Origin of the sequence: Mycobacterium sp. 012931 (genome assembly GCF_000419295.1) — a bacterium.
GTDB lineage: Bacteria > Actinomycetota > Actinomycetes > Mycobacteriales > Mycobacteriaceae > Mycobacterium > Mycobacterium marinum.
This window is the reverse complement of sequence record NZ_AOPX01000001.1, coordinates 2,073,259-2,096,587: the sequence shown is the minus strand read 5'-3', so window position 1 is coordinate 2,096,587 and position 23,329 is coordinate 2,073,259. Positions and strand designations below refer to the sequence as shown.

General features: G+C 65.7%; 23 protein-coding genes. 13 read left to right on the top strand and 10 right to left on the bottom strand.

The features are described from left to right. Positions 1–16: 16 nt before the first annotated feature. Positions 17–169: a hypothetical protein gene (locus MMSP_RS27485; protein ID WP_015355071.1), complete on the top strand. Its 153-nt coding sequence runs from the start codon at positions 17–19 to the stop codon at positions 167–169. Positions 170–210: 41 nt separating this feature from the next. Here the strand turns inward: MMSP_RS27485 and MMSP_RS09505 are convergent, their stop codons facing one another. From MMSP_RS09505 to MMSP_RS09495, 3 genes are all read right to left on the bottom strand, one after another. Beyond that, on the bottom strand, positions 211–1,173 hold the full coding sequence (locus MMSP_RS09505) for an anti-sigma factor RsbA family regulatory protein (RefSeq protein WP_020786451.1): 963 nt from the start codon (positions 1,171–1,173) through the stop codon (positions 211–213). A 122-nt stretch (positions 1,174–1,295) separates the two neighbouring features. After that, the gene (locus tag MMSP_RS09500) at positions 1,296–2,762 is read right to left on the bottom strand and encodes a FadR/GntR family transcriptional regulator (protein ID WP_020724587.1); all 1,467 of its coding nucleotides are present in this window, start codon (positions 2,760–2,762) and stop codon (positions 1,296–1,298) included. A 22-nt stretch (positions 2,763–2,784) separates the two neighbouring features. After that, positions 2,785–3,978, bottom strand: coding sequence for a thiolase family protein (locus MMSP_RS09495; RefSeq protein WP_020786450.1), 1,194 nt, complete (start codon positions 3,976–3,978; stop codon positions 2,785–2,787). A gap of 56 nt (positions 3,979–4,034) precedes the next feature. On the opposite strand from MMSP_RS09495, the gene MMSP_RS09490 reads away from it, so the two are divergent. Further along, the gene (locus MMSP_RS09490) at positions 4,035–4,385 is read left to right on the top strand and encodes a Zn-ribbon domain-containing OB-fold protein (RefSeq protein WP_020786449.1); all 351 of its coding nucleotides are present in this window, start codon (positions 4,035–4,037) and stop codon (positions 4,383–4,385) included. Here the strand turns inward: MMSP_RS09490 and MMSP_RS09485 are convergent, their stop codons facing one another. Next, positions 4,386–5,216: a class I SAM-dependent methyltransferase gene (locus tag MMSP_RS09485; protein WP_020786448.1), complete on the bottom strand. Its 831-nt coding sequence runs from the start codon at positions 5,214–5,216 to the stop codon at positions 4,386–4,388. Between the two features lie 165 nt (positions 5,217–5,381). Between MMSP_RS09485 and MMSP_RS09480 the strand changes: the two genes are divergently transcribed. Then, positions 5,382–6,056 carry a helix-turn-helix domain-containing protein gene (locus tag MMSP_RS09480; RefSeq protein WP_020786447.1) on the top strand — a complete coding sequence of 225 codons (675 nt, stop codon included), beginning with the start codon at positions 5,382–5,384 and terminating at the stop codon, positions 6,054–6,056. Between the two features lie 33 nt (positions 6,057–6,089). Here MMSP_RS09480 and MMSP_RS09475 read toward each other — a convergent pair whose 3' ends face one another. After that, a complete protein-coding gene (locus tag MMSP_RS09475; RefSeq protein ID WP_020786446.1) occupies positions 6,090–8,231 on the bottom strand; it encodes an acyl-CoA dehydrogenase in 2,142 nt (713 codons plus the stop codon). A gap of 110 nt (positions 8,232–8,341) precedes the next feature. After that, positions 8,342–9,100: an SDR family NAD(P)-dependent oxidoreductase gene (locus MMSP_RS09470; RefSeq protein WP_011741195.1), complete on the bottom strand. Its 759-nt coding sequence runs from the start codon at positions 9,098–9,100 to the stop codon at positions 8,342–8,344. A gap of 108 nt (positions 9,101–9,208) precedes the next feature. Here MMSP_RS09470 and MMSP_RS09465 point away from each other — a divergent pair, with 108 nt between their 5' ends. Then, positions 9,209–10,750 (top strand): ATP-dependent DNA ligase, encoded by a 1,542-nt coding sequence (locus MMSP_RS09465; protein ID WP_036426392.1) that lies wholly within the window; start codon positions 9,209–9,211, stop codon positions 10,748–10,750. A 4-nt stretch (positions 10,751–10,754) separates the two neighbouring features. On the opposite strand, the gene MMSP_RS09460 is transcribed toward MMSP_RS09465, so the two are convergent. Continuing rightward, positions 10,755–11,264 (bottom strand): hypothetical protein, encoded by a 510-nt coding sequence (locus tag MMSP_RS09460; RefSeq protein ID WP_235065719.1) that lies wholly within the window; start codon positions 11,262–11,264, stop codon positions 10,755–10,757. A 172-nt stretch (positions 11,265–11,436) separates the two neighbouring features. On the opposite strand from MMSP_RS09460, the gene MMSP_RS09455 reads away from it, so the two are divergent. After that, the gene (locus tag MMSP_RS09455; protein ID WP_012393452.1) at positions 11,437–12,171 is read left to right on the top strand and encodes a Crp/Fnr family transcriptional regulator; all 735 of its coding nucleotides are present in this window, start codon (positions 11,437–11,439) and stop codon (positions 12,169–12,171) included. A 14-nt stretch (positions 12,172–12,185) separates the two neighbouring features. Here the strand turns inward: MMSP_RS09455 and MMSP_RS09450 are convergent, their stop codons facing one another. From MMSP_RS09450 to MMSP_RS09440, 3 genes are all read right to left on the bottom strand, one after another. Continuing rightward, the gene (locus MMSP_RS09450; RefSeq protein ID WP_036427190.1) at positions 12,186–12,770 is read right to left on the bottom strand and encodes a hypothetical protein; all 585 of its coding nucleotides are present in this window, start codon (positions 12,768–12,770) and stop codon (positions 12,186–12,188) included. A 245-nt stretch (positions 12,771–13,015) separates the two neighbouring features. Then, complete coding sequence (locus MMSP_RS28310; protein ID WP_020786443.1) at positions 13,016–13,354, bottom strand: hypothetical protein; 339 nt, start codon at positions 13,352–13,354, stop codon at positions 13,016–13,018. After that, positions 13,329–15,254: a multicopper oxidase family protein gene (locus tag MMSP_RS09440; protein WP_235065718.1), complete on the bottom strand. Its 1,926-nt coding sequence runs from the start codon at positions 15,252–15,254 to the stop codon at positions 13,329–13,331. Before MMSP_RS09440 ends, MMSP_RS28310 begins: the two co-directional genes overlap by 26 nt. A gap of 524 nt (positions 15,255–15,778) precedes the next feature. Here MMSP_RS09440 and MMSP_RS09435 point away from each other — a divergent pair. From MMSP_RS09435 to MMSP_RS09400, 8 genes are all read left to right on the top strand, one after another. Next, the gene (locus tag MMSP_RS09435; protein ID WP_020786440.1) at positions 15,779–18,055 is read left to right on the top strand and encodes a carbon starvation CstA family protein; all 2,277 of its coding nucleotides are present in this window, start codon (positions 15,779–15,781) and stop codon (positions 18,053–18,055) included. 82 nt (positions 18,056–18,137) lie between these two features. After that, positions 18,138–19,706, top strand: coding sequence for an Hsp70 family protein (locus tag MMSP_RS09430; RefSeq protein WP_036426387.1), 1,569 nt, complete (start codon positions 18,138–18,140; stop codon positions 19,704–19,706). Positions 19,707–19,730: 24 nt separating this feature from the next. Continuing rightward, positions 19,731–20,561 (top strand): oxidoreductase, encoded by an 831-nt coding sequence (locus MMSP_RS09425; protein WP_015355054.1) that lies wholly within the window; start codon positions 19,731–19,733, stop codon positions 20,559–20,561. 89 nt (positions 20,562–20,650) lie between these two features. Next, entirely contained in the window at positions 20,651–21,286 is a 636-nt protein-coding gene (locus MMSP_RS09420; protein WP_012393446.1) for an HD domain-containing protein, read from the top strand. A 68-nt stretch (positions 21,287–21,354) separates the two neighbouring features. Beyond that, positions 21,355–21,678 carry a multidrug efflux SMR transporter gene (locus MMSP_RS09415; protein WP_012393445.1) on the top strand — a complete coding sequence of 108 codons (324 nt, stop codon included), beginning with the start codon at positions 21,355–21,357 and terminating at the stop codon, positions 21,676–21,678. Next, on the top strand, positions 21,675–22,253 hold the full coding sequence (locus tag MMSP_RS09410) for a TetR/AcrR family transcriptional regulator (protein ID WP_015355052.1): 579 nt from the start codon (positions 21,675–21,677) through the stop codon (positions 22,251–22,253). Before MMSP_RS09415 ends, MMSP_RS09410 begins: the two co-directional genes overlap by 4 nt. A gap of 156 nt (positions 22,254–22,409) precedes the next feature. Beyond that, a complete protein-coding gene (locus MMSP_RS09405) occupies positions 22,410–22,658 on the top strand; it encodes a hypothetical protein (RefSeq protein WP_015355051.1) in 249 nt (82 codons plus the stop codon). 171 nt (positions 22,659–22,829) lie between these two features. Beyond that, the gene (locus tag MMSP_RS09400; RefSeq protein WP_232022613.1) at positions 22,830–23,303 is read left to right on the top strand and encodes a hypothetical protein; all 474 of its coding nucleotides are present in this window, start codon (positions 22,830–22,832) and stop codon (positions 23,301–23,303) included. Positions 23,304–23,329: the final 26 nt, after the last annotated feature.

Genomic DNA, 23,329 nt, shown 5'->3' with positions numbered 1-23,329 from the left:
AGTGGAAGGCGCGGTAATGAGCGCGAGGAAAACCAGCAAGGGCATGCAGGCAATCCGGATGGTGGTCGTGGTACTGGCCGCGGCGTTCGCCGTGGCGTCGGCGGGTTGCTCAACCCAACGCGAGTCACCCGTGGAGCCGGTCGTCCCAACATATCCAGAAGAACAGTAGGGCTGGTTCGCCTGGCTGACGGCCCGCAGGTATGCGGGCCGCTATCCGGTCTGGCCTCGCATCGGATCAAGGCGTAGGTAGGCCTGGATGGTGGTGCCGCTTGCCGGGGTATGCGTGCGGACCAAATCCGCCATGGCGTTGACCAGGAACAGTCCGCGGCTGGCAGTTCCGCTGCCGCCGGGGATGTGACGTCCGGCCATCTGGTCACCGAGTTCCCCGCCGTCGCGCGCCTCACACACCAGATGCTCATCGTGACGCCAAAATGCCAGCTGGCAGCCACCGTCGGCGTATTGCAGGCTGTTGGTGGCCAACTCCGTGGCGATCAACTGCAGATCGGTGAGGCCTTCCTGCGACAAACCGACCCAACCCGCGTAGTCGACGGCGAACGAGCGCGCGGGCCGCAGGTCGGTGCTCTCGCGCACCAGGCAGGTAACGGCGCCCGGATGAAGTGGTAGCGGCCGATTGCACCGGGCCAGGACCTCAGCCGGCGCGTAGTCGGCGCTGCGCTGCGGCGACCCGCATTTCCACAGCAACGGATGGGTGGCGCGGGCGTCGGCGAGCACCTCCTCCTCCATTCGTTCGGCGTCGTAGAGGCACAGCGCCGTCACTCTGTCGTTTTCCAGCGCCGCATTGACCAGCGCCTCGTGCTGCATGCAGGCCAGACACTCGTCCACGGTGCGCCCCGGCCAGACAAGTTGGCTGACAATGTGGACCCGCCGACCGCGGTGTCGCGCCACGAACGCATTCTGCAGGGCCAGCAGCCGGCTCGGGTTGCGGGCGGCCTCGGCGATGTCGATCATTTGCAGCTCGGCCGTGGCTCCACCGCGCAGCCGGCTACCCAGCAGCGCCAGCCGGTCGGTGGGCACCGCGACCAGGACCGGCTCATCTAGCACCATCGCCTCGCGAACGAAGCGTTGCACCGATTCCAGATACTCATGCTGGGAGTGGTACAGCAGCGCGGAATGGACAAAGTTTCGTTGTCCGGTCACCGTGCTAGTGGTCATCTCAACGCTCCCGCCTGCGCCGGCACCCCGCTGGACCGGCCTCTCGCTTGGCTATCGGCATACCCGTCGAGAGGCGTTGCTATGCACGGGCTCTATGGGTTTGTCAGATCCCCGGCACAGGACTAGAGCCACCAGGACGCCGCAGCATCAAGGTGACGGCGGATGCGGTAGCGGGCCAGGCTGTCATCGCCGGCGATGATCGCCTCGCGAATCCGCTGATGCGCATGTTCGACGGCGCCGACATCGTTGAACGTCGGCTGCTGGTGTTCGGTGCTGGACCAGTGCCGTTGAAACAATTCGACGATTATCCGCAGAAACAAGTCCAATAGTGCGTTGCCCGCCAGCTGAGCCAGACCGACATGAAAGCCGAACTCCTCGACGGCGACCTTACGGGCGGCGTCTGCGGCGTCCTCGAACGCGAAGTCGCTGGCCACAACCAGCTCGTCGAGGACCGAAGCAACCTCGGGCCGGGCGCGCTGCTCCACGACTTTGGCTACGTTTGCGATCTCGATGGCGTCACGAACACAACGCAGGTCCTCGCGGCTGGGCTGGCGGTACTGCAGGTAGAGCGCAATGGTGTCGATGCTGGCCTGCGACTGTGGTTTGGTGACCACCAGCCCACCACCGGGACCGCGGCGCATGCGCGCCACCGAGTGATACTCCAGTAGCCGCACGGCTTCCCGCAGCGCCGCACGGCTCACCCGATAGCGCTGCAGCAAAGCTGTTTCGGTCCCGAAGACCGAATCGAGCTGCCAGCCGCTGGCGGCGATGTCGTCGGCGATCGTGGCGGCCAACACTTCGGCGAGCTTGCCGGGCGGGGTCTCGGAGTCCAGCCGCAGTGACCGGCGCGGCACGTGCGCCAGCTTGGCATCCCCACCAGGTTGATGCTGTTGCAGCCAACCGGTCACCTGTTGCACGTGCTGCTCGCTGAGCGTCTTGGCACGCGCCGAATCCCCCGCCGTGACGGCTGCAGCGATGGCCGCGTGGTCGTTGTGCATCTGGTCGACAGCCTCAAACGCCTCGGCCACCGTATCTGTGCGCGAAGTGAGCGCGTAGCGGCGGGTCAACCTCATCAGGATTTCGATAAAGAGTTGCAGGACTGGATTTTTCGACTGCCGCGCCAGCGCCACATGGAACTCGTCACGCGCAGCCGGCAGCCCCGGCTTGCGCTGTTCCTCCGCGCGTAACACCGCTCGCAGCCGGTCGATCCCGGCTTCGTCGATGTGCTCGGCGGCAAGCGAGGCCGCCAGCGGCTCGAACACCAGCCGCGCGTCGAGCAATTCCCCCAGGGTGATGCCGAGATATTCGAGGTAGATGACGACGGCCCGGGTCGCAGGTCCGGCATCGGGCGCGCAGATAAGCAGCCCACCGTTGGGTCCGCGACGCATCCTGGCGACCTGATGGTGCTCGACGAGCCGAACCGCTTCACGCAGCACCGACCTACTTACGCCATACCGCTGTTGCAGAGCGCCCTCGGAACCCAGCGACGCCCCCACTGTCCACCCGCGGCGCACGATCTCGGCCTCAATGTGGCGGGCGACTCTTGCGGCTCGCTTGTCCGCCCGGATCACATCCGGCTCAACGCTCAACTGCCCCACCCCACCAGCTGATTCAACACGTCAACAACATGCATCCGGCAATCGGTCCTCCGCCCACAGAAACCACCCCGACCTCTGGGCGGCGCGGCACCTGCCGCTGCCCCGCATCCCCGCGCAACTGTAGACAGCCTTCATGCAGTGCCCAGTAGCCATGCATGCGTCTCGCCGATAGCTGGCCACCGTAGGTGTTGAGCGGCAACTTCCCGTCACGCGCTATTCGCGCTCCGCCCTCGACAAACGGGCCGGCTTCGCCGTCGGCGCAAATGCCCAGGGCTTCCAGCCAGGCCAGGGTCAGAAACGTAAAGCCGTCATATAGCTGCGCGACCTCGAGATCGGCTGGTTTCAACGCGGTGCGCGACCACATCTGCGCCGCGGCGTCCGACATCGCCATCTTGGGATAGTCGGCGCGGTGAAACCAGCCGCCGGGCCCATCGGATCCCCCAATCGCCTCGACCCGGACAGCGCGGTGCGGACAATCACGCGCGTATTCGGCGGTCGAGACCAGCACCGCGACGCAGCCGTCGATGGGCACATCGCAATCCAGCAAGCCCAATGGTGTGGACACCGGGCGCGCCCCCAAGTAGTCAGCCATGGTCATGGGTTCGCGATAGACGGCAAGCGGATTCAACGCCGCGTTGCGCCTCCCGTTGAGGGCGGCCCAGTCCAGCTGCTCCCTTGTGGTGCCATACAGCTCCATGTGGCGGCGGCAGTTCAGCGCCAGCCAGTTCGCCGCCGAGTAGGCATGCGCCGCAATGAGATCGGTGATGTCATCCATCGGCCCCACCGCCGGGCGCGGGGCACCCTCGGCAACATCGAACATGCGGGCCAGCGGCGGAGCGGGAGCGTCCTGCTCCGGTTGGAGCGCAACGGTGCCGCCCAGCATCTGAATGGTCCGGTAAACGATCACATGACGGGCGCGCCGCTCGGCGACGGCACGGCAGGCCGACATCACCGGGCTCAACAACCCGCCGGTACCGAAGCCGGTTCCGCAGTCCGGGGCGTCGATCTGCAGTTCGGCGTTGACGTCGGCGGCCGGGGTGTCACCCAGCGTCGCGATGCCGTCGACATCAGCGGGGGTCAGGCCGGCGTCGGCAACGGCGGCCCGCACCGCCTCCATGGTCAGTTCGAGCCCGGGGATGCCGGTTCGACGGCCGATCCGCGAAATCCCGATACCGGATAGGATCGCGTCTTTCTCGAAGTGCTTCATCTGCAACCGTCCGAAGGCCCCGCGTACACGAATTAATAAAGTGTACTGTATTGAGCGTGTCCGCCGAGCCGATCTTCTCGCTGCTCATCGAGCACTGCGATACTTGCGCTCGCTGGGTACACCCGGCAACCGGACGGTGCGATGACTGCGACGCCGCGCTGGTGCCACGTCCGGTATCCGGGCGCGGCACGGTGTTTACCTACACGGTCAACCACCACCGGTACCACCCGGACATCCCGACGCCCTACATCATCGCCCTGGTAGAACTCAGCGAGCAAGCCGGGCTGCGAGTGGCCGCCAATATCGTTGATTGCGAACCCGATTCGGTGACCTGTGGCATGCCGGTCACTATCCGGCCGGAGCGGGGCACCGGCGGGGCGCCGCTTTTCGCACCGGCCGGGCGCTGATCACCGCTTGCGCGCGGTGACCAGCAGGTACTCCCATTCCATCGCCGATCTGCCGGCCAGATACCGGTCGCCGAGTGCGGCCAGCTCCGCGTCCAGCGCCGCGACACGATCGGGTTCGGCCGCTATCGCCCGATAGGCCGCAATGGTAGGCCCGTAGTTCGCTTTGAAGTAGTCACGGAAGGACGCACCGTCGGCGAACTCGTCCACCAGCAACGCACCGCGGCGAACGGCAAAGTCGGTGACCCGATCCGCGAACAACTCACGGACGTGGCCTTCGGTTCCCCACAGCGGCGCCGGCTGGGCGCCCGGTAGCGGAGGGGCCAGGTAGGGCTTCATGGTCGTGAACATCTCACCGATGAATCCGCCTGGGGTCCAGCTGATCAAACCGATCACCCCGCCGGGCCGGCACACTCGAACCAGCTCGTCGGCGCAGGGCTGGTGATACGGCGCGAACATGACGCCGACGCAGGAAACCACGGCGTCGAACTCATCGGTGTCGAACGGCAAGGCTTGGGCGTTGGCCTCCACCCAGCGCAGGCTGGCACCACGGGCGGCCGCCAGCCCCCGGCCGCACTCGAGCAGGTTCGGGCACAGGTCGCTGGCAATGACGTCAGCCCCGGCCAGCGCGGCCGGTATCGCCACGTTGCCAGATCCGGCCGCGACATCCAGCACCCGGTCACCGGCGCTGATTCGAGTGGCTTCCAACAGGATTGGGCCAAGTGGCGACACCAGATCGGTGGCCACGGCCGGATAGTCGCCCAATGCCCACAGGGCGCGATGCTTGCTTTCGTAACCGCGATCGGTCGGTTCGGTCCGGGCCAGGGTCGTCATGACGAGTTACCTTTCTGGGCTGTTCTGATGACTGATCACCATCGTCGGGCCGGCGCTGAATCACTTCCAGTGACAGATGTGAACCTGCGGCGGTACACAATCTGTACTAGTCAATTCGATCGCCACAGCGTCTACTGGACACAGTCGACTGGAGGGTCTTGCGCGATGTCCACATACAGCCAGTTCTGCCCGGTCGCCAAGGCGATGGAGTTGCTCGACGAACGATGGACACTGCTGGTGGTTCGGGAGCTGCTGCTGGGCAGCACGCATTTCAACGACCTGCGCCGCGGGGTACCCAAGATGTCACCGGCGTTGTTGTCCAAGCGACTCAAGTCGTTGACCAAGGCCGCTGTCGTTGAACGCAGCGATATCGAGGGGCGCACCTCGTACTCGCTGACAACCTGCGGTCGCGAGCTCGCCACGGTGGTGGATGCACTCGGTGAGTGGGGCATTCGCTGGATACCTGAGCTCGGCGACGAAGACCTCGATCCGCACCTGTTGATGTGGGATATCCGGCGCACCGTACCCATCGACGCGTGGCCGCGGGCCCGCACGGTCCTGGCGTTCCGGTTGGCCGGTGTGGCACCCAAAACCGCACGCTGGTGGCTGCTGGTGTCCGAGGGAGAGGCCGACGTGTGCGATTTCGACCCCGGCTATCAGGTTGCCGCGACCGTCGAGACCAGCCTGCTCACGCTGACTCAGCTCTGGCGCGGGGACCAGTCCTGGTCGCGGGCGATGCTCAACGGCGGGGTGCGCATCGACGGGCCGGCGCAGGTGCGCCGGTCGGTGCCCGCCTGGCTCGGCCAATCGCGCCTGGCGGCGGTCCCCCGCCCGGCCTGAGCCCGCGAGGCGGATGACCCCGAGCCGCGGGCGCTAGTTGATCAAAGGATCACGCGGCATGCCGAGGATCCGCTCGGCGATCTGGTTGCGGGTCACCTCCGAGGTGCCGCCCGCGATCGCCATGCCGCGAGCGCCCATCACCATCCGGCCGATCACCGCACCGGGGCCATCTAGCAGGGCGATCTCGGGGCCCAGCAAGGCCGCCGAGATGGCCGCGCCCTCCACCATGTGTTCGGCCAGCTTGAGCTTGGTGACGTTGCCCTCCGGCCCCGGACCGGCACCTTCGACGCTGCGCGCGGCCCGGCGCAGGTTGAGCAGCCGCAGCGCGTGGTCTTCGGCTAGGAAGTACCCGACCCGAATCTCGGCGCCGGCCAATCGATCCACCCCGTTCTGGGCCAGCTTGACCAGCTTGGCGGCCAGGCCCTCGTAGTAGCCACCGCTGCCGCCGATGCTGACCCGCTCGTTGCCCAATGTCGCCCGCGCGACCGTCCAGCCGGAGTTGGGCGTGCCGACGACATCTTCGTCGGGAACGAACACGTCGTTGAAGAACACCTCGTTGAATTCCGAACCACCGGTGATCTGACGCAGCGGGCGGACCTCGACCCCGGGCGACTTCATATCGATGATCACCGTGGTGATGCCCGCGTGTTTGGGCACGTCAGGATCGGTGCGTACGGTGGCCAGACCGCGGGCGCAGTACTGCGCGCCGCTGGTCCACACCTTCTGGCCGTTGATCTTCCAGCCGCCATCGACCCGGGTGGCGCGGGTCTTGACCGAGGCCGCATCCGATCCGGCCTCCGGCTCGGAGAACAGCTGGCACCAGATCTCCTCCTGCCGCAGCGCCTTCTCCACGAATCGCTCGATCTGCCAAGCGGTCCCGTGCTGAATCAGCGTCAGGATCACCCAGCCGGTGATCGAATAGTCCGGGCGTTTGATGGCCGCCTTGCGGAACTCCTCCTCGATCACCAGCTGCTCCACCGCATCCGCCGCGCGCCCCCACGGCTTGGGCCAGTGCGGCATCACATAACCGGTCTCGATCAGCTTGTCGAGTTGGGCAGCCTTGTCGAGGGCAGCGATCTCGACGGCGTCGGCCCGGATCTGGGTACGCAATTCTTCGGCCTCGGCGGGCAGTTCCAGGCTGTTCTCTCGCGTCGCTCCGGCGGCGGTGCGCTCGAAAACATCACGAGCCGGCACTTCCGCGCCCAACAGGGCCGCATCCACCAGCGCCCGGCGTAGATGCAGATGCGCGTCATGCTCCCAGGTGAATCCGATCCCGCCGTGCACCTGGATGTTGAGTTCGGCGTTGCGCGCGTAGGCCGGGAACGCCAGCAGCGCGGCCACTGCGGCGATGAGCTGGAACTGTTCTTCGTCCTCGGTGGCTGCCCGCGCGGCATCCCATACCGCGGCGATCCCAGACTCGGCGGCCACCAGCATGTTTGCGCAATGGTGTTTCACCGCTTGGAAAGTGGCGATGGTGCGACCGAATTGCTGGCGCACCTTGGCGTAGGCGACAGCGGCGTCGACGCAGTCGGCCGCGCCGCCGACCGCCTCGGCGGCCAGCACGGCCCGGGCGCCGGACAAGAGGTCCTGCCCGCTGACCTTCACCTCGTGCAACCGCACCCGCCCCGAGCGCCGCGTGGGATCGAAGTTGTCCGGAACCTCCACCGACACACCGCTGCGGCCGCGGTCCAGCACCAGCACGTCGTCCCCCGCGGCGACCAGCAGCAGCTCGGCCAGTCCCGCGCCCAGCACGATCCCGGCATCACCGCTGGCGACCCCGTTCTCGACCCGTACGTTGCCGTCGAGGCCGATGCCAGCGGTGACGGTGCCGTCGATCAGGCCCGGCAGCAGCCGCGTCTGCTGCTCGTCGCTGCCCTCCTTGGCGAGCACCGCCGAAGCGATAACGGTGGGCACAAAGGGGCCGGGCGCCACCGCACGGCCGAGTTCTTCGACTACCACGACAAGTTCAGGCAATCCGTAGCCGGAGCCGCCGTGACGCTCGTCGATGTGCAAGCCGAGCCAACCGAGCTCGACCATGTCCTGCCAGAAGGGTGGTCGCGACTCATCGGGTGAATCGAGCAGCGAACGCGCCGCCCAGCGCGCCTTCTGCGAGGTCAAGAACGCGCGGGCTACCTCGGCAAGCTCGCGATGGTCGTCGGTCAATGCGATACCCATCAGGGCCCTCCTCGCGACACTGCCAAGCTCGCCTCGTTACGGGCCCGGCCGATCACCTAAAGAGTGTACTCAAATATGTGCGGTGCGATCGGCGGGGTTTGTGGGGTCACTCACTTGGGCGCGAACCGCTGTCCCGCATCCAGTCGCAGGCACTGCCCGTTGAGCATCGGGTTGTCCACGATTGCCGCGACCAGCTTGGCGTATTCCTCGGGCCGGCCCATCCGCTTCGGGAAGGCGGCGTCCTTGACCAGCTGGGCGGCCATCTCGTCGGGGACCATCGCAGTCAGCCCGGTGAGGAACAGGCTCGGCGCAATAGCCAGCACCCGGATCCCCATCGAGCCCAGATCGCGGGCCATGGTCAAACACATGCCGGCGATTCCAGCCTTGGCCGCCGTGTAGGCGACCTGCCCAATCTGGCCCTCGAAGGCCGCGATGGATGCGGTGTTGATGATGACGCCGCGCTCGTCGTCCTCCGGCTCGTTGTTGGCCATGTGCGCGGCGGCGAGCCGGCTGATGTTGAAGGTGGCAATGAGGTTGAGATCCACCACGGAGCGGAAGGATTCCAGGTCGTGCGGACCGGACTTGGTCAGGGTCCGCTTGGCGATACCACCGCCGGCGGTGGTCACGATGACGTGCAGACCGCCGAGACGATCAACCGCGGTCTGCAGGATCTCTTCGGTGCCGGCGAAGTCGGTGACATCGACCGGGTAGAACGCCGCGCCGATCGCCTCGGCAACACTCTTGCCGTCGGACCCCTCGCGGTCCAGTATCGCCACGTCAGCACCGCGTTTTGCCAGTAATTCGGCGGTGGCACGACCCATCCCCGACGCGCCGCCGATAACGACGGCCTTCTTGCCGCTGATCTCCATCCGGACCTCCCGATGCCTTGTCAGAATCATGACAATTTGTAACGTTATCTCGGAACGCTAGCGCGTCTACCGTGCATTGATGTCAGCGACTCATGCCAAGCTCGAAACGTGCTCCTCATCGACATAGCAAGCACTTCGCTTAATGTGGGCGGCACCTCGTCTCGGCTGGCCAAGGTCGCACGGATTGCCGAGCTGTTACGCGCGGCCGCACCCGACCCGGAGCTGGTCGCGATCGTCGTGGCGTGGCTCTCCGGCGAGCTGCGGCAGCGCCAGATCGGCGTGGGCTGGGCCACGTTGCGGTCGCTGCCCGCGGCCGCGGGTAGCCCGGCGCTCACCGTCACCGGTACCGACGCGGCGTTCAGCGAGATCGGCGCGGTGTCGGGTAAGGGGTCTGCGGCCCGCCGCCGCGAACTCATCACTCGGTTGTTCGCCGCTTCGACCGAAACCGAGCAGGCCTTTCTGGTGCGGCTGCTCAGCGGCGAACTGCGCCAGGGCGCGCTGGCCGGGATCATGGTCGACGCCGTCGCCAGGGCGGCCGAAGTCCCCGCTACGGCGGTACAACGAGCCGCCATGCTGGGCGGGGATTTACCGACGGTGGCGGCGGCGTGCCTGGCGGCCGGGCCATCGGGCGCGGCCGGCGCGCTGGATTCGTTCACGCTGCGGGTGGGCAGACCGATCGGGCCGATGCTGGCGCAGAGCGCCGGCAGCATCACCGATGCCCTCGAACGCCATGGCGGTGCAACAATTTTCGAGGCAAAGTTGGATGGCGCCCGGGTTCAGATCCACCGAACCGGTGATGAGGTCACCGTCTATACCCGAAGCCTCGACGACGTCACGGCCCGCCTGCCGGAGGTGGTTCAGGCAACGCTGGCGCTGCCGGTCAGCGACCTTGTTGCCGACGGCGAGGCGATTGCCCTGCAACCAGACGGCCGGCCGCATCGCTTCCAGGTCACCGCATCACGATTTGGCCGGTCGGTGAATGTCGCTGCCGCCCAAGCCAAACAGCCGCTGTCGGTGTTCTTCTTCGACATCTTGCATCGGGATGGACGCGACCTACTCGATGCGCCGACCACCGACCGGCTGGCAGCCCTGGACGCCGTGGTGCCGGCCCGGCACCGAGTCGATCGGCTGACCACCGCAGACGCGGCCGCGGCGACCGATTTTCTGCGGGCAACACTGGCCGCCGGCCACGAAGGCGTGATGGCCAAATCCCCCACCGCGCCCTACCTGGCCGGCCGCCGCGGCGCCGGATGGCTGAAGGTCAAACCGGTGCACACGCTGGACCTGGTGGTGCTCGCGGTGGAGTGGGGGTCAGGACGACGACGCGGCAAGCTGTCCAATATTCACCTCGGCGCCCGCGATGCCGCCACCGGCGAATTCGTGATGCTGGGCAAGACGTTCAAAGGCATGACCGATGCCATGCTGGACTGGCAGACCGCGCGATTCACCGAACTTGCCGTGGGGGGCACCGACGGCTATGTGGTCGCGCTGCGCCCCGAGCAGGTGGTCGAGGTGGCCTTCGACGGCGTGCAGGCGTCCTCGCGTTATCCCGGCGGGCTGGCGTTGCGCTTCGCCCGGGTGGTGCGCTACCGCGACGACAAGGGGCCGGCCGACGCAGACACCATCGACACCGTGCGGGCGCTGTATTGACGCGCTAGCGGTTCGCCGGTTTGAGCAGGAGCAGGCCAAGCGCCGCCCCGTAGATCAGGTGCTGGACGGCAAAGGGGCCGTAACCGGCCGCAGCCGCCATGTTGCGCACCGGATCCCCGCCGCCGAACAGCGCCGCCGAAACGGGCAGGGCAATCCAGGTGCTGACCGCGAAAACCGCCAGGCCCCAGACCAGCGCCGCGCCGACCAGGGCGACGCCGCGCAGTCGCACCCGGTCCACAATCAGCCCGAAGACCGCGCCATACCCCGCGCCCACCATCATGTGCACGAGCGCGCCCAGCACCGCCGGCGCGGCGATGAAGGTGAACAGTTGTCCCGCCGTGGCCGCCCGCATCGACTGCACCATCGCGTCGGGGCCGACGAACGTAGCGGCGATGCGATAGAGCGGGGTGAAGAACCCGCTGTGCAGCAGCGTGGCGCCGGCCAGCATCGCGAACATCGCCATCACCAGCGAGGCGAGCACACCCGCTCCCCCGCCCATAAGCAGGCCTCGCACGGCCTGGCGGGATATTGTCGATGCCTCCGAGCCAGATGAAGCAGCAGTTGCCATTTCGAATACCTCCGTACGTCGGCGCATGAGAAGCGGCGCCGCTGACACTCAATCCGCTAGACCTTGCGCACACCGCGGAAATGTCATCAGGATTACAGGAATCTAGGAGGGCACGACGATGAGCGAACGCCGCGGATCGGGATTTCGAGAGGCGGTCACCCTTTTCACCGGTGGCGCGCAACCCAGTGAATCGCAAGTCCGCCACGCCGCGTGGGTGGCCCGCTGCGTCGGGCGGGGAGCGGCAGCGCCGCTGCATCCCAACGACCTCACGGCTCTCGCCGGAACCCTTAGTCAACGTCAGTTCACCTCCGGGGCAGTACTTTTCAATCTCGGCCAAGATCCGACCGGGGTGTGGATTGTGCGACAGGGACAGATCGAGCTCGCGGTAGGTTCGGGGCGGCGGCGCGCAGTCGTCGATGTGCTGCGCGGCGGCGATGTCGACGGAGACATTCCGCTGTTGCTGGAGATGCCGATGGCCTATACCGCCCGCGCGCTCGAGGACAGCACTTGCCTCTATCTGGACCGGGCGAACTTCGAGAGCCTACTGGCAGGCCACCCCAACATCGCGCGGCGCTGGCTGTCATCGGTCGCACAGCGCGTCTCAGCCGGGCAAGCCCGGCTCATTGCCCTGCTGGGCCGACCGCTTCCGGCTCAGGTTGCCCAGCTACTGCTCGACGAATCATCGGAAGGATCAGTACAACTCGCGCAACGCACGCTATCGGCAATGCTCGGTGTGCAGCGACCGTCTCTGAACAAGATCCTCAAGGGCTTTGAACGTGACGGGTTGATCGCCGTCGGCTACGCCGAGATATCGATCGTTGACGTCAACGGGCTCAGCGCCAGAGCGCGCTAGGCCGGCAGCCCGAACTAGGTGGCCGGCTCATTTGGGTCAGGCGGAGGCCACGAAGGACTGCGCCCCAGATCCGAGTCCCGCGTCACGTCGGCGCGGGCTTGATCACGGGCGTTAGACGGCAACGACGTATCCGTACACCACCATGCGTCGCAGATTTTCGCCCACCACAGCGGCACGGGCAACGACCCGGCGCCGCACGACACCACTCCGTAGGAGTTGGGGTCGCCGTTGCCGGGCGTGGACGCCACGAACTGATCCACCTGCGCGACAATGTGGTTGTCCACATCGATTTCGCAGTGCACATTGTCCGAGTACGGCCACAGGATACTTACTTGCATCCCCGCTTTCGCCGGATCGGCCAGCATCGTAGTGGTGGTGAATTCGCGGCCGGTCGCGCTCAACGGGGCGGTTGCCGTGTAGGTGTCGTTGACCATGTAGATGGCCCGTCCGCTGGAGATCGGGGCATCCACCTTCGCGATGTAGGTGATTGTGTGCGCACCTGGTGGATCCGCTCGCGCAACATCCGGTGCGAGTCCAGGGCCGACGGCGGCGGCCAGCACCGCCGCGATCGACACCCATGCGTACACCGCAACTCGCATGGCTTCGTATCGTACGCCGGGCATCCCATGGCTGCCATCTCGAAATCGTCGGGCAGATCTGTTGGCGTGGCTGGTGCTCATCCGTATCAACGGCAGCCGAAACTCTGGGGTTTGCCCTGATCCTAGAAGCCAGCGCCAAGTCCGAATCACATTCTGATCAAATGCTTTTGAAAGGCGCCGCGCCATTCGTCGGCTCCTAGCCGGATCGTAGTGACCTCCCATCTGCAATCTCTGTGCCGGAGTGCCTATGGCGCAGGCTCGTCGGGCATGGGGCGCACCTCCGGCGGTGCCGGCAGTGGGGTCGGCGGCAGACCACCCCCATAGGATGCCTGTCGCACGCCGACCACCAAGGTAAGCACGAAGATGGGCGGAGTATCGGGCGGGAAGCCCAGCACCCTTACATCTTCGGGAATCGGTTCGGGGCGAAGGCATATCGTCGCCAGGCCCCTGCCCGCCCAATAGTCGTCGGGGGCACCGGTCTCGAGTCGGTACTCGAACACACTGAGGGTCGAGCTGCCCAACACTCGCTTGTCGAACGGGATGTAGACCCCCGGAAGTTCATAGGGGTTGGCCGACTCCCTCATGCGGTTTGGGTTGGGAACAATACGCTGACCGACCAGTTGCACCGGCACACGCTGATGGCGCGGCGGACCGTCGGGGTACCAGGAACCGCTGATCTCGGCCCAGTCCCAGCCTGGGCACGGCTGACACTCCGGTTCTCCGTAGGGAATCCAGTGCACCGGGGTGCTGGGAAGCTGTACTTCCAGCATTGCACCCTTGGGCACCAGTTGCGGAGTCCAGGTGCGGTTCCACCAACTCAGATTGTCCCGATGCTGCTGGGTGAAGACATAGCGACCCTCGTTGTGCAGCGGCAACTGGGCATCTTCGGGCTCGGCCACCGCGGGACCGACGGCAAACACCAGAGCGGCGATGAATGCGGCCAGCAGCGGGCGGCGCAGCCTCACGGCGCCCCCTTCGGATACTGCCCTGGGGATCGACGAGCAAGATGCCCATCATTCCCCTGTCTTCGTGGGGCAGGATGTGACAGTGATAGACGGACTTGCCGGTCACGTCCGGACGGAAGTAGGTCCGCAACGTATACCTGCGGTACGGCGGTAGGCGGAATGTGTCCCACCAGATGTCGGGCTCGTAGGCCGCCGCCCAACTGGTGTCACCTGTTGGGATCCCTTGGACGTCGACAACCTGGAACGGGTTTATGTGGATATGCAAGGGGTGCTGGAAGACGTCCTCATTGACTATCGTCCACTCCTCGACCGTGCCACCCTCGATCTCCTGATCAATCCGGTCCATATTCATCTCCTTACCGTCGATGAGGAACTGAATTCCCATACCGGTCCGCCCGCTGATATCGCCGGAGAACACCAGAACCCGGCGCCGCGACACCGGCAGGTTCGGCATCCGTGGCGGCTCCACCAGGGTCTTCGGCATCGGTGTGTCGGTCGGTTTGCCGCGCACCACCAGGGTGGCCAGCGGCAGATAAGGGCGGGGGCCACCGGGGTGTCCCTGGTCGTAGGCTTCGGCGTAGATCCGGTAGCGCCCGGGCTCGCCCGCTTTGATGATGAACTCGACCCGGTTGGCCGAGGCCAAGAAAATGTGCTGGCGCGTGCGCGGGGCGGCGTAGGGCGTCCCATCGGTTCCGATCTGCTCGAGTGAATGCCCTTCCACGTGCAGCCATATCGACCGATGCGGGCACGCGTTGAGCACCCGAAAGCGCTGGGCTTCACCCGGTTGCATGGTGATGTCTGGGATGAGTTGGCCGTTGACGGTGTAGTACATGCTCGACGGCACTGAGGGAAAGGAGGCGAACGGCACATCGCCCGCGATGGGCGCCACCACAGTGAACGGAACCTCACCGCTGTCATCGGCGATCCACAGCTCGTTGATCACGATGGTGCGCTCACGCATGGCGGCGATCTCGGGCACCGCGTCAATGTCGCCCTCGACGATGATTGCGCCGGAGAGCCCGTTCCAGCCCTGATGTGCGGTCGCCGTGTGGAAATGGGGGTGGTACCAATACAAGCCAGCCGGCTGATCCTTTGGGATGTCGTAGCTGTATTGGTGATCGTTTAGCGGGCCGATCTGCAGAAAGACGTTGTCCGCGGGGTCTTCTGGGCTCACTTGGAGGCCATGCAGGGAACGCCGGAGCCCTGGGAGGCCATGGGTGTGCAAGTTGATGTCGACATCCTCTTGCGCGAGCGTTTGCCGTCTCTCCCACTTGTTCCACAGGTCGTGGACACAGGCCCGCCGGGTGTCATAACGCGCGTCGTTGGACTTGGAGGCGCAATAGGGCAGCATGAATACGTTGTTGGTGGGGATCCCGACCGGGACAATCCGGTTCTTGAGCAAGACCCGCAGATTGTCACCCGGCCGGATTCGCAGGATGGGCCCGGGTAGCTGGCCGTTGAACGTCTCCAAGGTCAGTTGACGGCCATCGAGTTCGACAACATTGGTGACGGCGCTCAACTCTGTATCCAAAACACCGTTTGCGCTTGAGAATTCGGGAAGGTCACGAAGCTCGTCACCGCCCGCGTGTGCTGGCGCCGATGCGCCTCTTATCGCGCCGGCCGCGCCAGTTGCCGCCATAAGAGCCAGGAACGCCCTGCGATTCACAGTCGCCAACCGCCAAGTCCCTACTGTGCTTTCCGATTCGTCAACGGGAGCTTAGCCAAGAATGCGCCATTTCGCGCGGCCAAATTCAGCATGACCAGCGCGGGCAATTGTGTCATCCAAATGACAATCTGGATGATATCCGGGCGCATTCATATTTCGCGCTACGCAATGCCGTTAAAGGCCGCCTCTTGTATTGGCCCGAAGGAATTTTCGAGATCTGCATATTTGGAGAAGATGTGCCGGCCGAGGACCCAGGGCAGTGGCCGACAGGCGACGGGGCGCCACAGTGGCGTATGCCGCTCTCGGGTTCCGCACATCCCCCTCATGGTGCAAGGATCACCGGGAACAACGACCACCTGTCAGCAAGGGAGGCGCCGGTGGCCCAGTCGACCCCGCCGGATCGAATCGAAGACCGCTCCGCGGACGTCAGCTATATCCGCACCGACGCCGATCTACCGCCGGTCGCGATCGTGGACCGCTCCCCGATCACCTTCCGGCACAAGATCGTCTTCGGGGTGATCGCCGCCGTTGGTGCCGTCGCCTGGGCGATGATCGCCTTCGCCCGGGGTGAGACGGTCAACGCCGTTTGGCTTGTCGCCGCGGCTGGGTGCACTTACATCATCGCCTTTCGTTTTTATGCGCGGTTGGTCGAAATGAAGATCGTCCGCCCCCGCGACGATCACGCCACCCCGGCCGAATATCTCGACGACGGCATGGACTACGTGCCCACCGACCGTCGGGTGGTGTTCGGCCACCATTTCGCCGCCATCGCCGGAGCCGGTCCGCTGGTCGGTCCGGTTTTGGCCACCCAGATGGGTTATTTGCCCGGCACCATATGGATTGTGGCCGGAGCGGTATTCGCCGGCTGCGTGCACGACTACCTGGTGTTGTGGATCTCCACTCGGCGGCGCGGGCGCTCGCTCGGGCAGATGGTGCGCGACGAACTCGGCGCGACAGCCGGGGTGGCCGCGCTCATCGGGGTGCCGCTGATCATCACGATCATCATCGCGGTGCTGGCGCTGGTGGTGGTGCGGGCGCTGCCGCAAAGCCCGTGGGGTGTCTTCTCGATCGCGATGACCATTCCGATTGCCCTGTTCATGGGCTGCTATCTGCGGTTCCTGCGGCCCGGGCGGGTCGCCGAGGTGTCGGTGATCGGGATCGGGTTGCTGCTGTTGGCCGTGGTCTCCGGCGGCTGGGTTGCCGAAACATCTTGGGGTGCATCCTGGTTCAGCCTGTCGCCGGTCACCCTGTCATGGCTGCTGATCATCTACGGCTTCACGGCGTCGGTGCTGCCGGTGTGGTTGCTGCTGGCACCGCGTGACTACCTTTCTACGTTCATGAAAGTCGGCACCATCGCGCTGCTGGCCGTCAGCGTGCTGGTTGTTCGGCCCGACATCATGGCCCCGGCCGTTTCCCGATTCGCCATGACCGGTGACGGGCCGGTGTTCGCCGGCGCGTTGTTTCCGTTTCTGTTCATCACCATCGCCTGCGGCGCGCTGTCCGGATTCCACGCGCTGATCTCCTCGGGCACCACGCCGAAAATGCTGGAGAAGGAAGGCCAGATGCGCCTGATCGGCTATGGCGGGATGCTGACCGAGTCCTTCGTGGCGATCATCGCACTGCTCACCGCATCGATCCTGGACCAGCACTTGTATTTCGTGCTCAATGCCCCCGCCGCCAAGACCGGCGGCACGGCGGCCAGCGCCGCGGACTACGTCAACGGACTCGGGTTATCGGGAAATCCGGCCAGCGCAGACCAGATCACCCAGGCTGCCGCGGGCGTGGGCGAACACTCGATCGTGTCGCGCACCGGCGGCGCACCAACGCTGGCATTCGGCATGTCGGAGATCATGAACCGCGCCCTTGCCGGCATCGGCCTCAAAGCATTTTGGTACCACTTCGCGATCATGTTCGAGGCGCTGTTCATCCTGACCACCGTCGACGCCGGCACCCGGGCCGCACGCTTCATGGTGTCCGATGCGCTGAGCAACCTCGGCGGGCCGCTGCGCAAGCTGCAGAATCCGAGCTGGCGCCCGGGCGCATGGTTGGCCACCATACTGGTGGTTGCGGGATGGGGCGGCACCTTGCTGTTGGGCGTCACCGACCCATTGGGCGGGATCAACACGCTGTTCCCGCTGTTCGGTAGCGCCAACCAGCTACTGGCCGCGATCTCACTCACGGTCATCACCGTCATCGTGATCAAGAAGGGTCACCTGAAGTGGGCCTGGATACCGGGCGTCCCACTGCTGTGGGACCTCATCGTCACTTTGACGGCGTCATGGCAAAAGATCTTCTCCGGTGACCCCGCCGTCGGCTACTGGACCCAGCACTTTCGGCACCAGGAGGCCAAGGACGCCGGCAAGACGGCGTTCGGTTCGGCCGCCAATGTCGACCAGCTCGACGACGTCATCCGCAACACGTTGGCGCAGGGGATCCTGTCCATCGTCTTCGCCGGCATTGTCATCATCATTGTGATCGCTGGAATAGCAATGTGTTACAAGGCACTTCGCGGAAGCGCTCGCCCGCTGACCGAAGACGAGCCAATGCCGTCGAAGCTGTTCGCCCCCGCCGGCCTGGTTCCCACCGCCGTCGAACGTGAGGTAGCGCAGCAGTGGTCAGCGCTGGCCGACACGCAAGGTGGGCGACCATCATGACCGCCCGCTGATCAATCCGGTATCGGCGCGCCGGAAATCAGGTAGTGCCCAACTGCGTTGTAGCGCCCTAGAATTGTGCGCAATGAGAGTCGGTATCGACTTCGGCACCACCCACACCGTGGCTGCGGTCGTCGACAGAGGCAACTATCCCGTCGTGTCCTTCGACGGAGTGGACGCATGGCCTTCGGCCATCGCCGCCAACGCGGCCGGTGAGCTGCGCTTCGGTTTGGACGCAACCGCGGTGCGCCGCGATCCCGGCTGGTCGGTGCTGCGTTCGTTCAAACGTCTGCTCAACGACGCTGGACCGCACACCGAAGTCAGCCTGGCCGGCCGCAGCTACCGGCTGACCGAGCTGCTGGCCCGCTTCCTCGAACAGCTCAAAGACGATCTGCAACACCGGTCAAACGCCGGCCTGACACCCGGCGAGCCGGTCGAGGCCGCGATCAGCGTGCCGGCGAATGCGTCTAGCGCACAACGCTTCCTGACGCTGGATGCCTTCGTGGCGGCGGGTTTCCAAGTAGTCGCGTTGTTGAACGAACCGTCTGCGGCCAGCCTGGAATACGCACATCGTTACCGCTCTACCATCACCGCCAAGCGCGAGTACGTCGTGATCTACGACCTCGGCGGCGGCACCTTCGATGCCTCACTGCTGAAGATGACCGGCCACGTCAACGACGTCGTCCGCAGCGAGGGCATCCAGCGGCTCGGCGGCGACGACTTCGACGAGGCGATACTGCAACTCGTTGCCGCACGGCTGCCCGAGATCGCGGAGCTGGCCGCAACCGACGTCACCGGATACGACGTGCTGAAGGAGGAATGCGCCGCGCGCAAAGAAGCCGTCGGGCCACAGACGCGCCGCTTCCTGATGGACCTCACCGGGATCGGGGGCGACCGGCCACCATTTTCCTGCGATATCGATGACGCGTATTCCGCATGTGCACCGCTGGTCGACGACACGATCGGGGTACTGTCGCGCGTCTTGCGTGATCCGGCGCCCGGCGGTGACGGTGTGGCCTGGTCGGAAGTCGCGGGCATCTACCTGGCCGGTGGGGCGGGGAGCTTCCCACTGATCTCGCGCATGCTGCGCGCGACCTTCGGCGACAAGCGGGTGAAACGCTCGCCGCACGCGTTTGCGGCCACCGCCATCGGGCTGGCCGTCTTCCTCGACCACGAAGCGAGTTTCGAGCTTTCCGAACATTTCTCGCGACACTTCGGGGTCTTTCGCGAGGCCCAAGCCGGTGCCGACGTCGTCTTTGACCCCATCGTGGCAAAAGACTCCCCACTTCTCCGCGACGGAAGTTCGCCGCTGGTCATCCGGCGCACCTACCGGGCCGCGCACAACATCGGCCATTTCCGGTTCGTGGAGTGCAGCCGCCTGGTCAACGGCCGCCCCGACGGTGACGTCACGCCCTACGATCCGGTCTACTTCCCGTTCGACCCGGCCCTTCGTGACCGGCAAGACCTCGGGCATCAGCCGGTCGGCCGCTGGGACGAGGGGCCCGATGTCGAGGAGCGCTACGTCATCGCCCCAGGGCTCCGGCGTTCCCTGGTCATCGCCCCCAGCGGCGCGGCCGAAGTGACCCTCACCACGCATCCGGCCGGCTTCAACCGCACCTTCCGGCTGCAACGGCACGTCCCAGCACGATCCTGACCTATAGCCAAGGAGGCTTTCACCGTGTCCACCTGGCTCATCACCGGCTGTTCCACCGGGCTGGGCCGCGCCCTGGCCGAAGCCGTCATCGACGCCGGTCACCACACCGTCGCCACCGCGCGCAGCGTCGGCGGCGTTGCCGACTTGGCCCAGCGGTCCCCCGAACGGGTCTTGCCCCTCGCTTTGGACATCACCGAGCCCGACCAGATCACTGCGGCGGTGCAGGCGGCGCAGCAGCGTTTCGGCGGCATCGATGTACTCGTCAACAACGCCGGCTACGGATACCGTGCGGCGGTCGAAGAGGGCGACGACGCCGAGATCCGCGACCTGTTCGAGACACACTTCTTCGGCACCGTGGCACTGATCAAAGCCGTCCTTCCCGACATGCGGGCCCGCCGCAGCGGTGCGATCGTGAACATCTCATCGATCGCGGTGGCGCTGACGCCGGTGGGATCGGGTTACTACGCGGCGGCCAAGGCCGCCATGGAGGGGATGAGCGGCGCATTGCACGGGGAGCTCGCGCCGCTGGGCATATCGGTCACCGTCGTCGAGCCCGGCGCCTTCCGTACCGATTTCGCCGGCCGCTCCCTGGTGCAATCGACCAGGATGATCAATGACTACGCCGCCACGGCAGGGCAACGGCGCAAGGAGAACGACACCATGCACGGCAACCAGCCCGGTGATCCCGCCAAGGCTGCCGCCGCGATCATCACCGCCGTCGAATCACCCGCCCCGCCGGCATTTCTGCTGCTGGGGCCCGACGCGCTGATGGCCTACCGCCACATCGCGCAACGGCGCGATGTGGAGATCACCGATTGGGAACAACTCACGGCCGGCACCAACCTCACCCCGTAACTGCCAGGTCCCGAACTTGACCTAAATTGTGCGGTCAGCGACCTATCGGCCACTCCCCACGACGCGGCGAACGCCCTAACGTGCCCGGTATGCAATCAGTTCCAGAGCTCGTCGACACCACCGTCGCCCAAGCGGCACTGCGGCTGTCCCGTTCCACCGAGTCGCCCGCGGTGTTCAACCACAGCGTGCGCAGTTACCTGTTCGGCGAACTACTTGCCGCACACGACGGCATGCGCCACGGAGTCGACTACGACAGCCAGACCTTGTTTTTGGGCTGCGTGCTTCATGACTTGGGCGCCGGGTCCGCCGCCCCCGGCAAGGCCCGCTTCGAGGTCGAGGGCGCGGACCTCGCCGCAGCGCTGTTGGGCGAACACGGCTGCGACAACGAGGTCGTGGACACCGTCTGGGAAGCCATCGCCTTGCACACTTGCTTCGGGATCGCCGAGCGGCGCGGACCGATCTGCTATCTGGTCCACGCCGGGGTGGGCATGGATTTCGGCCGCAACGCCGAATTCGTTGACGACCGGACCGCCGCATTGATCCACGATCAGTACCCACGGCTGTCCATGGCCACCACCCTGGTCGACGCGATCACCACCCACGCGCAGCGCAGCCCCGAGGCGGCGCCGCCCTACACGGTGCCCGGAGGCCTGCTCCTGGAACGCCGCACCAATGGCATCACCGCCCTGGAACAACTGGAGTCGCTGGGTAGGTGGGGTGAATAGGCCTGGGTAGACCCCAGCCGGCCCTTCATGTACATTTGTACATGTACATTTGTACACGAGGAGGGTTCATGGCTTACCTACTGTTGTTGGGCGCGATCGCCATGGAGGTGATGGCGACCAGCTTCCTGAAGAGCACCGAGGGCTTCACCCGACTGTGGCCCACGGTGATCTGCTTGACGGTCTATGGCTTCTCCTTCGCGATGCTGGCGATGTCGATCGCGCGCGGCATGCAAACCGACGTCGCATACGCGCTGTGGTCGGCCATCGGCACCGGCGCCATCGTCCTCATCGCCGTGCTCTTCCTCGGCTCACACTTGTCGCTGACCAAGGTCCTCGGAGTGGGGCTGATCATCGGCGGCGTGCTCACGCTGAACCTGACCGGCGCCCATTGACCCGGGAAGTCGAGCGTCGCCCTCGAGACCCCGCGGGTCGCAGGCAGACGATCATCGAGGCGGCCGGGAGGCTGATCGCCCGCCACGGACTGGGCGACCTCACCCATCGCCGGGTTGCCGCCGAAGCCGACGTACCGGTCGGGTCGACCACCTACTACTTCAGCGATCTTAGCGAACTAAGGGAAGCTGCCCTCGCTCACGTCGCGACCAGCGCAACCGACTGGCTCGAGCATTGGGAGCGCGACCTCGATGAGAGCACCGATATTCCGGCGACCCTGGCCCGGCTCACCGCCGACTACCTGACCGACCCTGATCGGCACCGCACCCTCAACGAGCTCTACGTTGCGGCAAGTCATCAGCCCGAACTGCAATCGCTAGCCCAGTTGTGGTCAGACGGCCTAGTCGCGCTGCTGGAGCCGCGTATCGGGCCCCGCGCCGCTCGCGTCGTCAGCATTTTCCTCGACGGCGCCACCCTGCACGCCATGATCAGCGACACCCCCCTGGACGCTCCGGCGCTCACCGACGCGATCGCCAGACTGGTCGGCAACGACACCGGGACGCCCGGCAGTCGGTAGGCCGCCGAAGGCCATCGTGAACTCGCGGTGCACATCGCCGTCATCCCGGTGACGACCGATACCGACGTGGCCAGAAACGAGGATTGCTCGCACAAAGTTCGTTGTGAGTTTCGCGCAGGGGGTTGCGGCTGGGGCCGCATGGGGAACCCTGGAGGGATGAGCACACCAACGGAAGTGGAGGAACTAATCGACGCCCTCGCCTACGACGTTTACGACATCTACTACGGAATCGAGCACGACGGCCCGCAGTACAACAAGGAGCAGGGAGTGGTCGCGGCGCGATATCTGGCCCGCCGGCTGCTCCGGCGTCGCTGGCGCAAGACCGCCACCCGCGCCTTGCCACGTTGCCCGCACGGAACGGTGACCTGCTTCGACCCGTCGCCGCACACCCGTTGCGAAATATAGGGCAGCAACTACCGAGAGCGCAGTTTCCCAAGAATCCACCAAGCCTGACGGCGCAGTCTGACCTCACTACGAGGCCCCACTGGAAGGTGACTGCCGTGTCGAACTCCACAGCGCGCGCAGGCCGCGCTGGATTCTTTTCCCGGCCCGGTCACCATGCAGCAACCCAGGTGGGTGACCCGACTCGGACTCGCGGTGGGCGTGGCGCTTACCTTTACCTTCCTTTGGTTCGTCTTCGTCGGAGTCGGTGACTCCGACCCCCACTTTCCCCGCGCGGCACAGGCATTCTTCGGGACGTTGGTGTTCGGAACCTCGGGCGTGTTGGCCCTCGCGCTCTCCATCAGCGACCTGCGCAACCCGCCCGAACTGGTCCTGGACAAGCGGGGATTCGGGATCATCAAGGCCCACGATGCCCAGAACTTCCGCTGGAGCGCCGTCGAGAACTTCCGGATCAAGTCGGTTCGCGTCCATGGCCATGTGATACAGCGGGTCTGTTTTGACGAAGTCGAGACCGACCGCACCGGCGGCCAACGCCGCGACATGGTGTCCTTCCCGAACACTTACGGGCTGTCCAGGGAGTCGTTCTGCTCGATGATGCAGGCCTGGCGTACCGCGGTACTGAACACAAATCGTCCCCAGTCCGGATAGGTTCACCGCAGCGCCTTCGGCTACAA

What these genes read in the sequence shown, in the direction of transcription:
- MMSP_RS09475 (WP_020786446.1), bottom strand. Translation starts at nt 8,231, where the DNA reads ATGGGTATCGCATTGACCGACGACCATCGCGAGCTTGCCGAGGTAGCC.
- MMSP_RS09415 (WP_012393445.1), top strand. Translation starts at nt 21,355, where the DNA reads ATGGCTTACCTACTGTTGTTGGGCGCGATCGCCATGGAGGTGATGGCG.
- MMSP_RS27485 (WP_015355071.1), top strand. Translation starts at nt 17, where the DNA reads ATGAGCGCGAGGAAAACCAGCAAGGGCATGCAGGCAATCCGGATGGTG.
- MMSP_RS09480 (WP_020786447.1), top strand. Translation starts at nt 5,382, where the DNA reads ATGTCCACATACAGCCAGTTCTGCCCGGTCGCCAAGGCGATGGAGTTG.
- MMSP_RS09485 (WP_020786448.1), bottom strand. Translation starts at nt 5,216, where the DNA reads ATGACGACCCTGGCCCGGACCGAACCGACCGATCGCGGTTACGAAAGC.
- MMSP_RS09420 (WP_012393446.1), top strand. Translation starts at nt 20,651, where the DNA reads ATGCAATCAGTTCCAGAGCTCGTCGACACCACCGTCGCCCAAGCGGCA.
- MMSP_RS09405 (WP_015355051.1), top strand. Translation starts at nt 22,410, where the DNA reads ATGAGCACACCAACGGAAGTGGAGGAACTAATCGACGCCCTCGCCTAC.
- MMSP_RS09495 (WP_020786450.1), bottom strand. Translation starts at nt 3,978, where the DNA reads ATGAAGCACTTCGAGAAAGACGCGATCCTATCCGGTATCGGGATTTCG.
- MMSP_RS09505 (WP_020786451.1), bottom strand. Translation starts at nt 1,173, where the DNA reads ATGACCACTAGCACGGTGACCGGACAACGAAACTTTGTCCATTCCGCG.
- MMSP_RS09470 (WP_011741195.1), bottom strand. Translation starts at nt 9,100, where the DNA reads ATGGAGATCAGCGGCAAGAAGGCCGTCGTTATCGGCGGCGCGTCGGGG.
- MMSP_RS09430 (WP_036426387.1), top strand. Translation starts at nt 18,138, where the DNA reads ATGAGAGTCGGTATCGACTTCGGCACCACCCACACCGTGGCTGCGGTC.
- MMSP_RS09455 (WP_012393452.1), top strand. Translation starts at nt 11,437, where the DNA reads ATGAGCGAACGCCGCGGATCGGGATTTCGAGAGGCGGTCACCCTTTTC.
- MMSP_RS09450 (WP_036427190.1), bottom strand. Translation starts at nt 12,770, where the DNA reads ATGCGAGTTGCGGTGTACGCATGGGTGTCGATCGCGGCGGTGCTGGCC.
- MMSP_RS28310 (WP_020786443.1), bottom strand. Translation starts at nt 13,354, where the DNA reads ATGAGGGAGTCGGCCAACCCCTATGAACTTCCGGGGGTCTACATCCCG.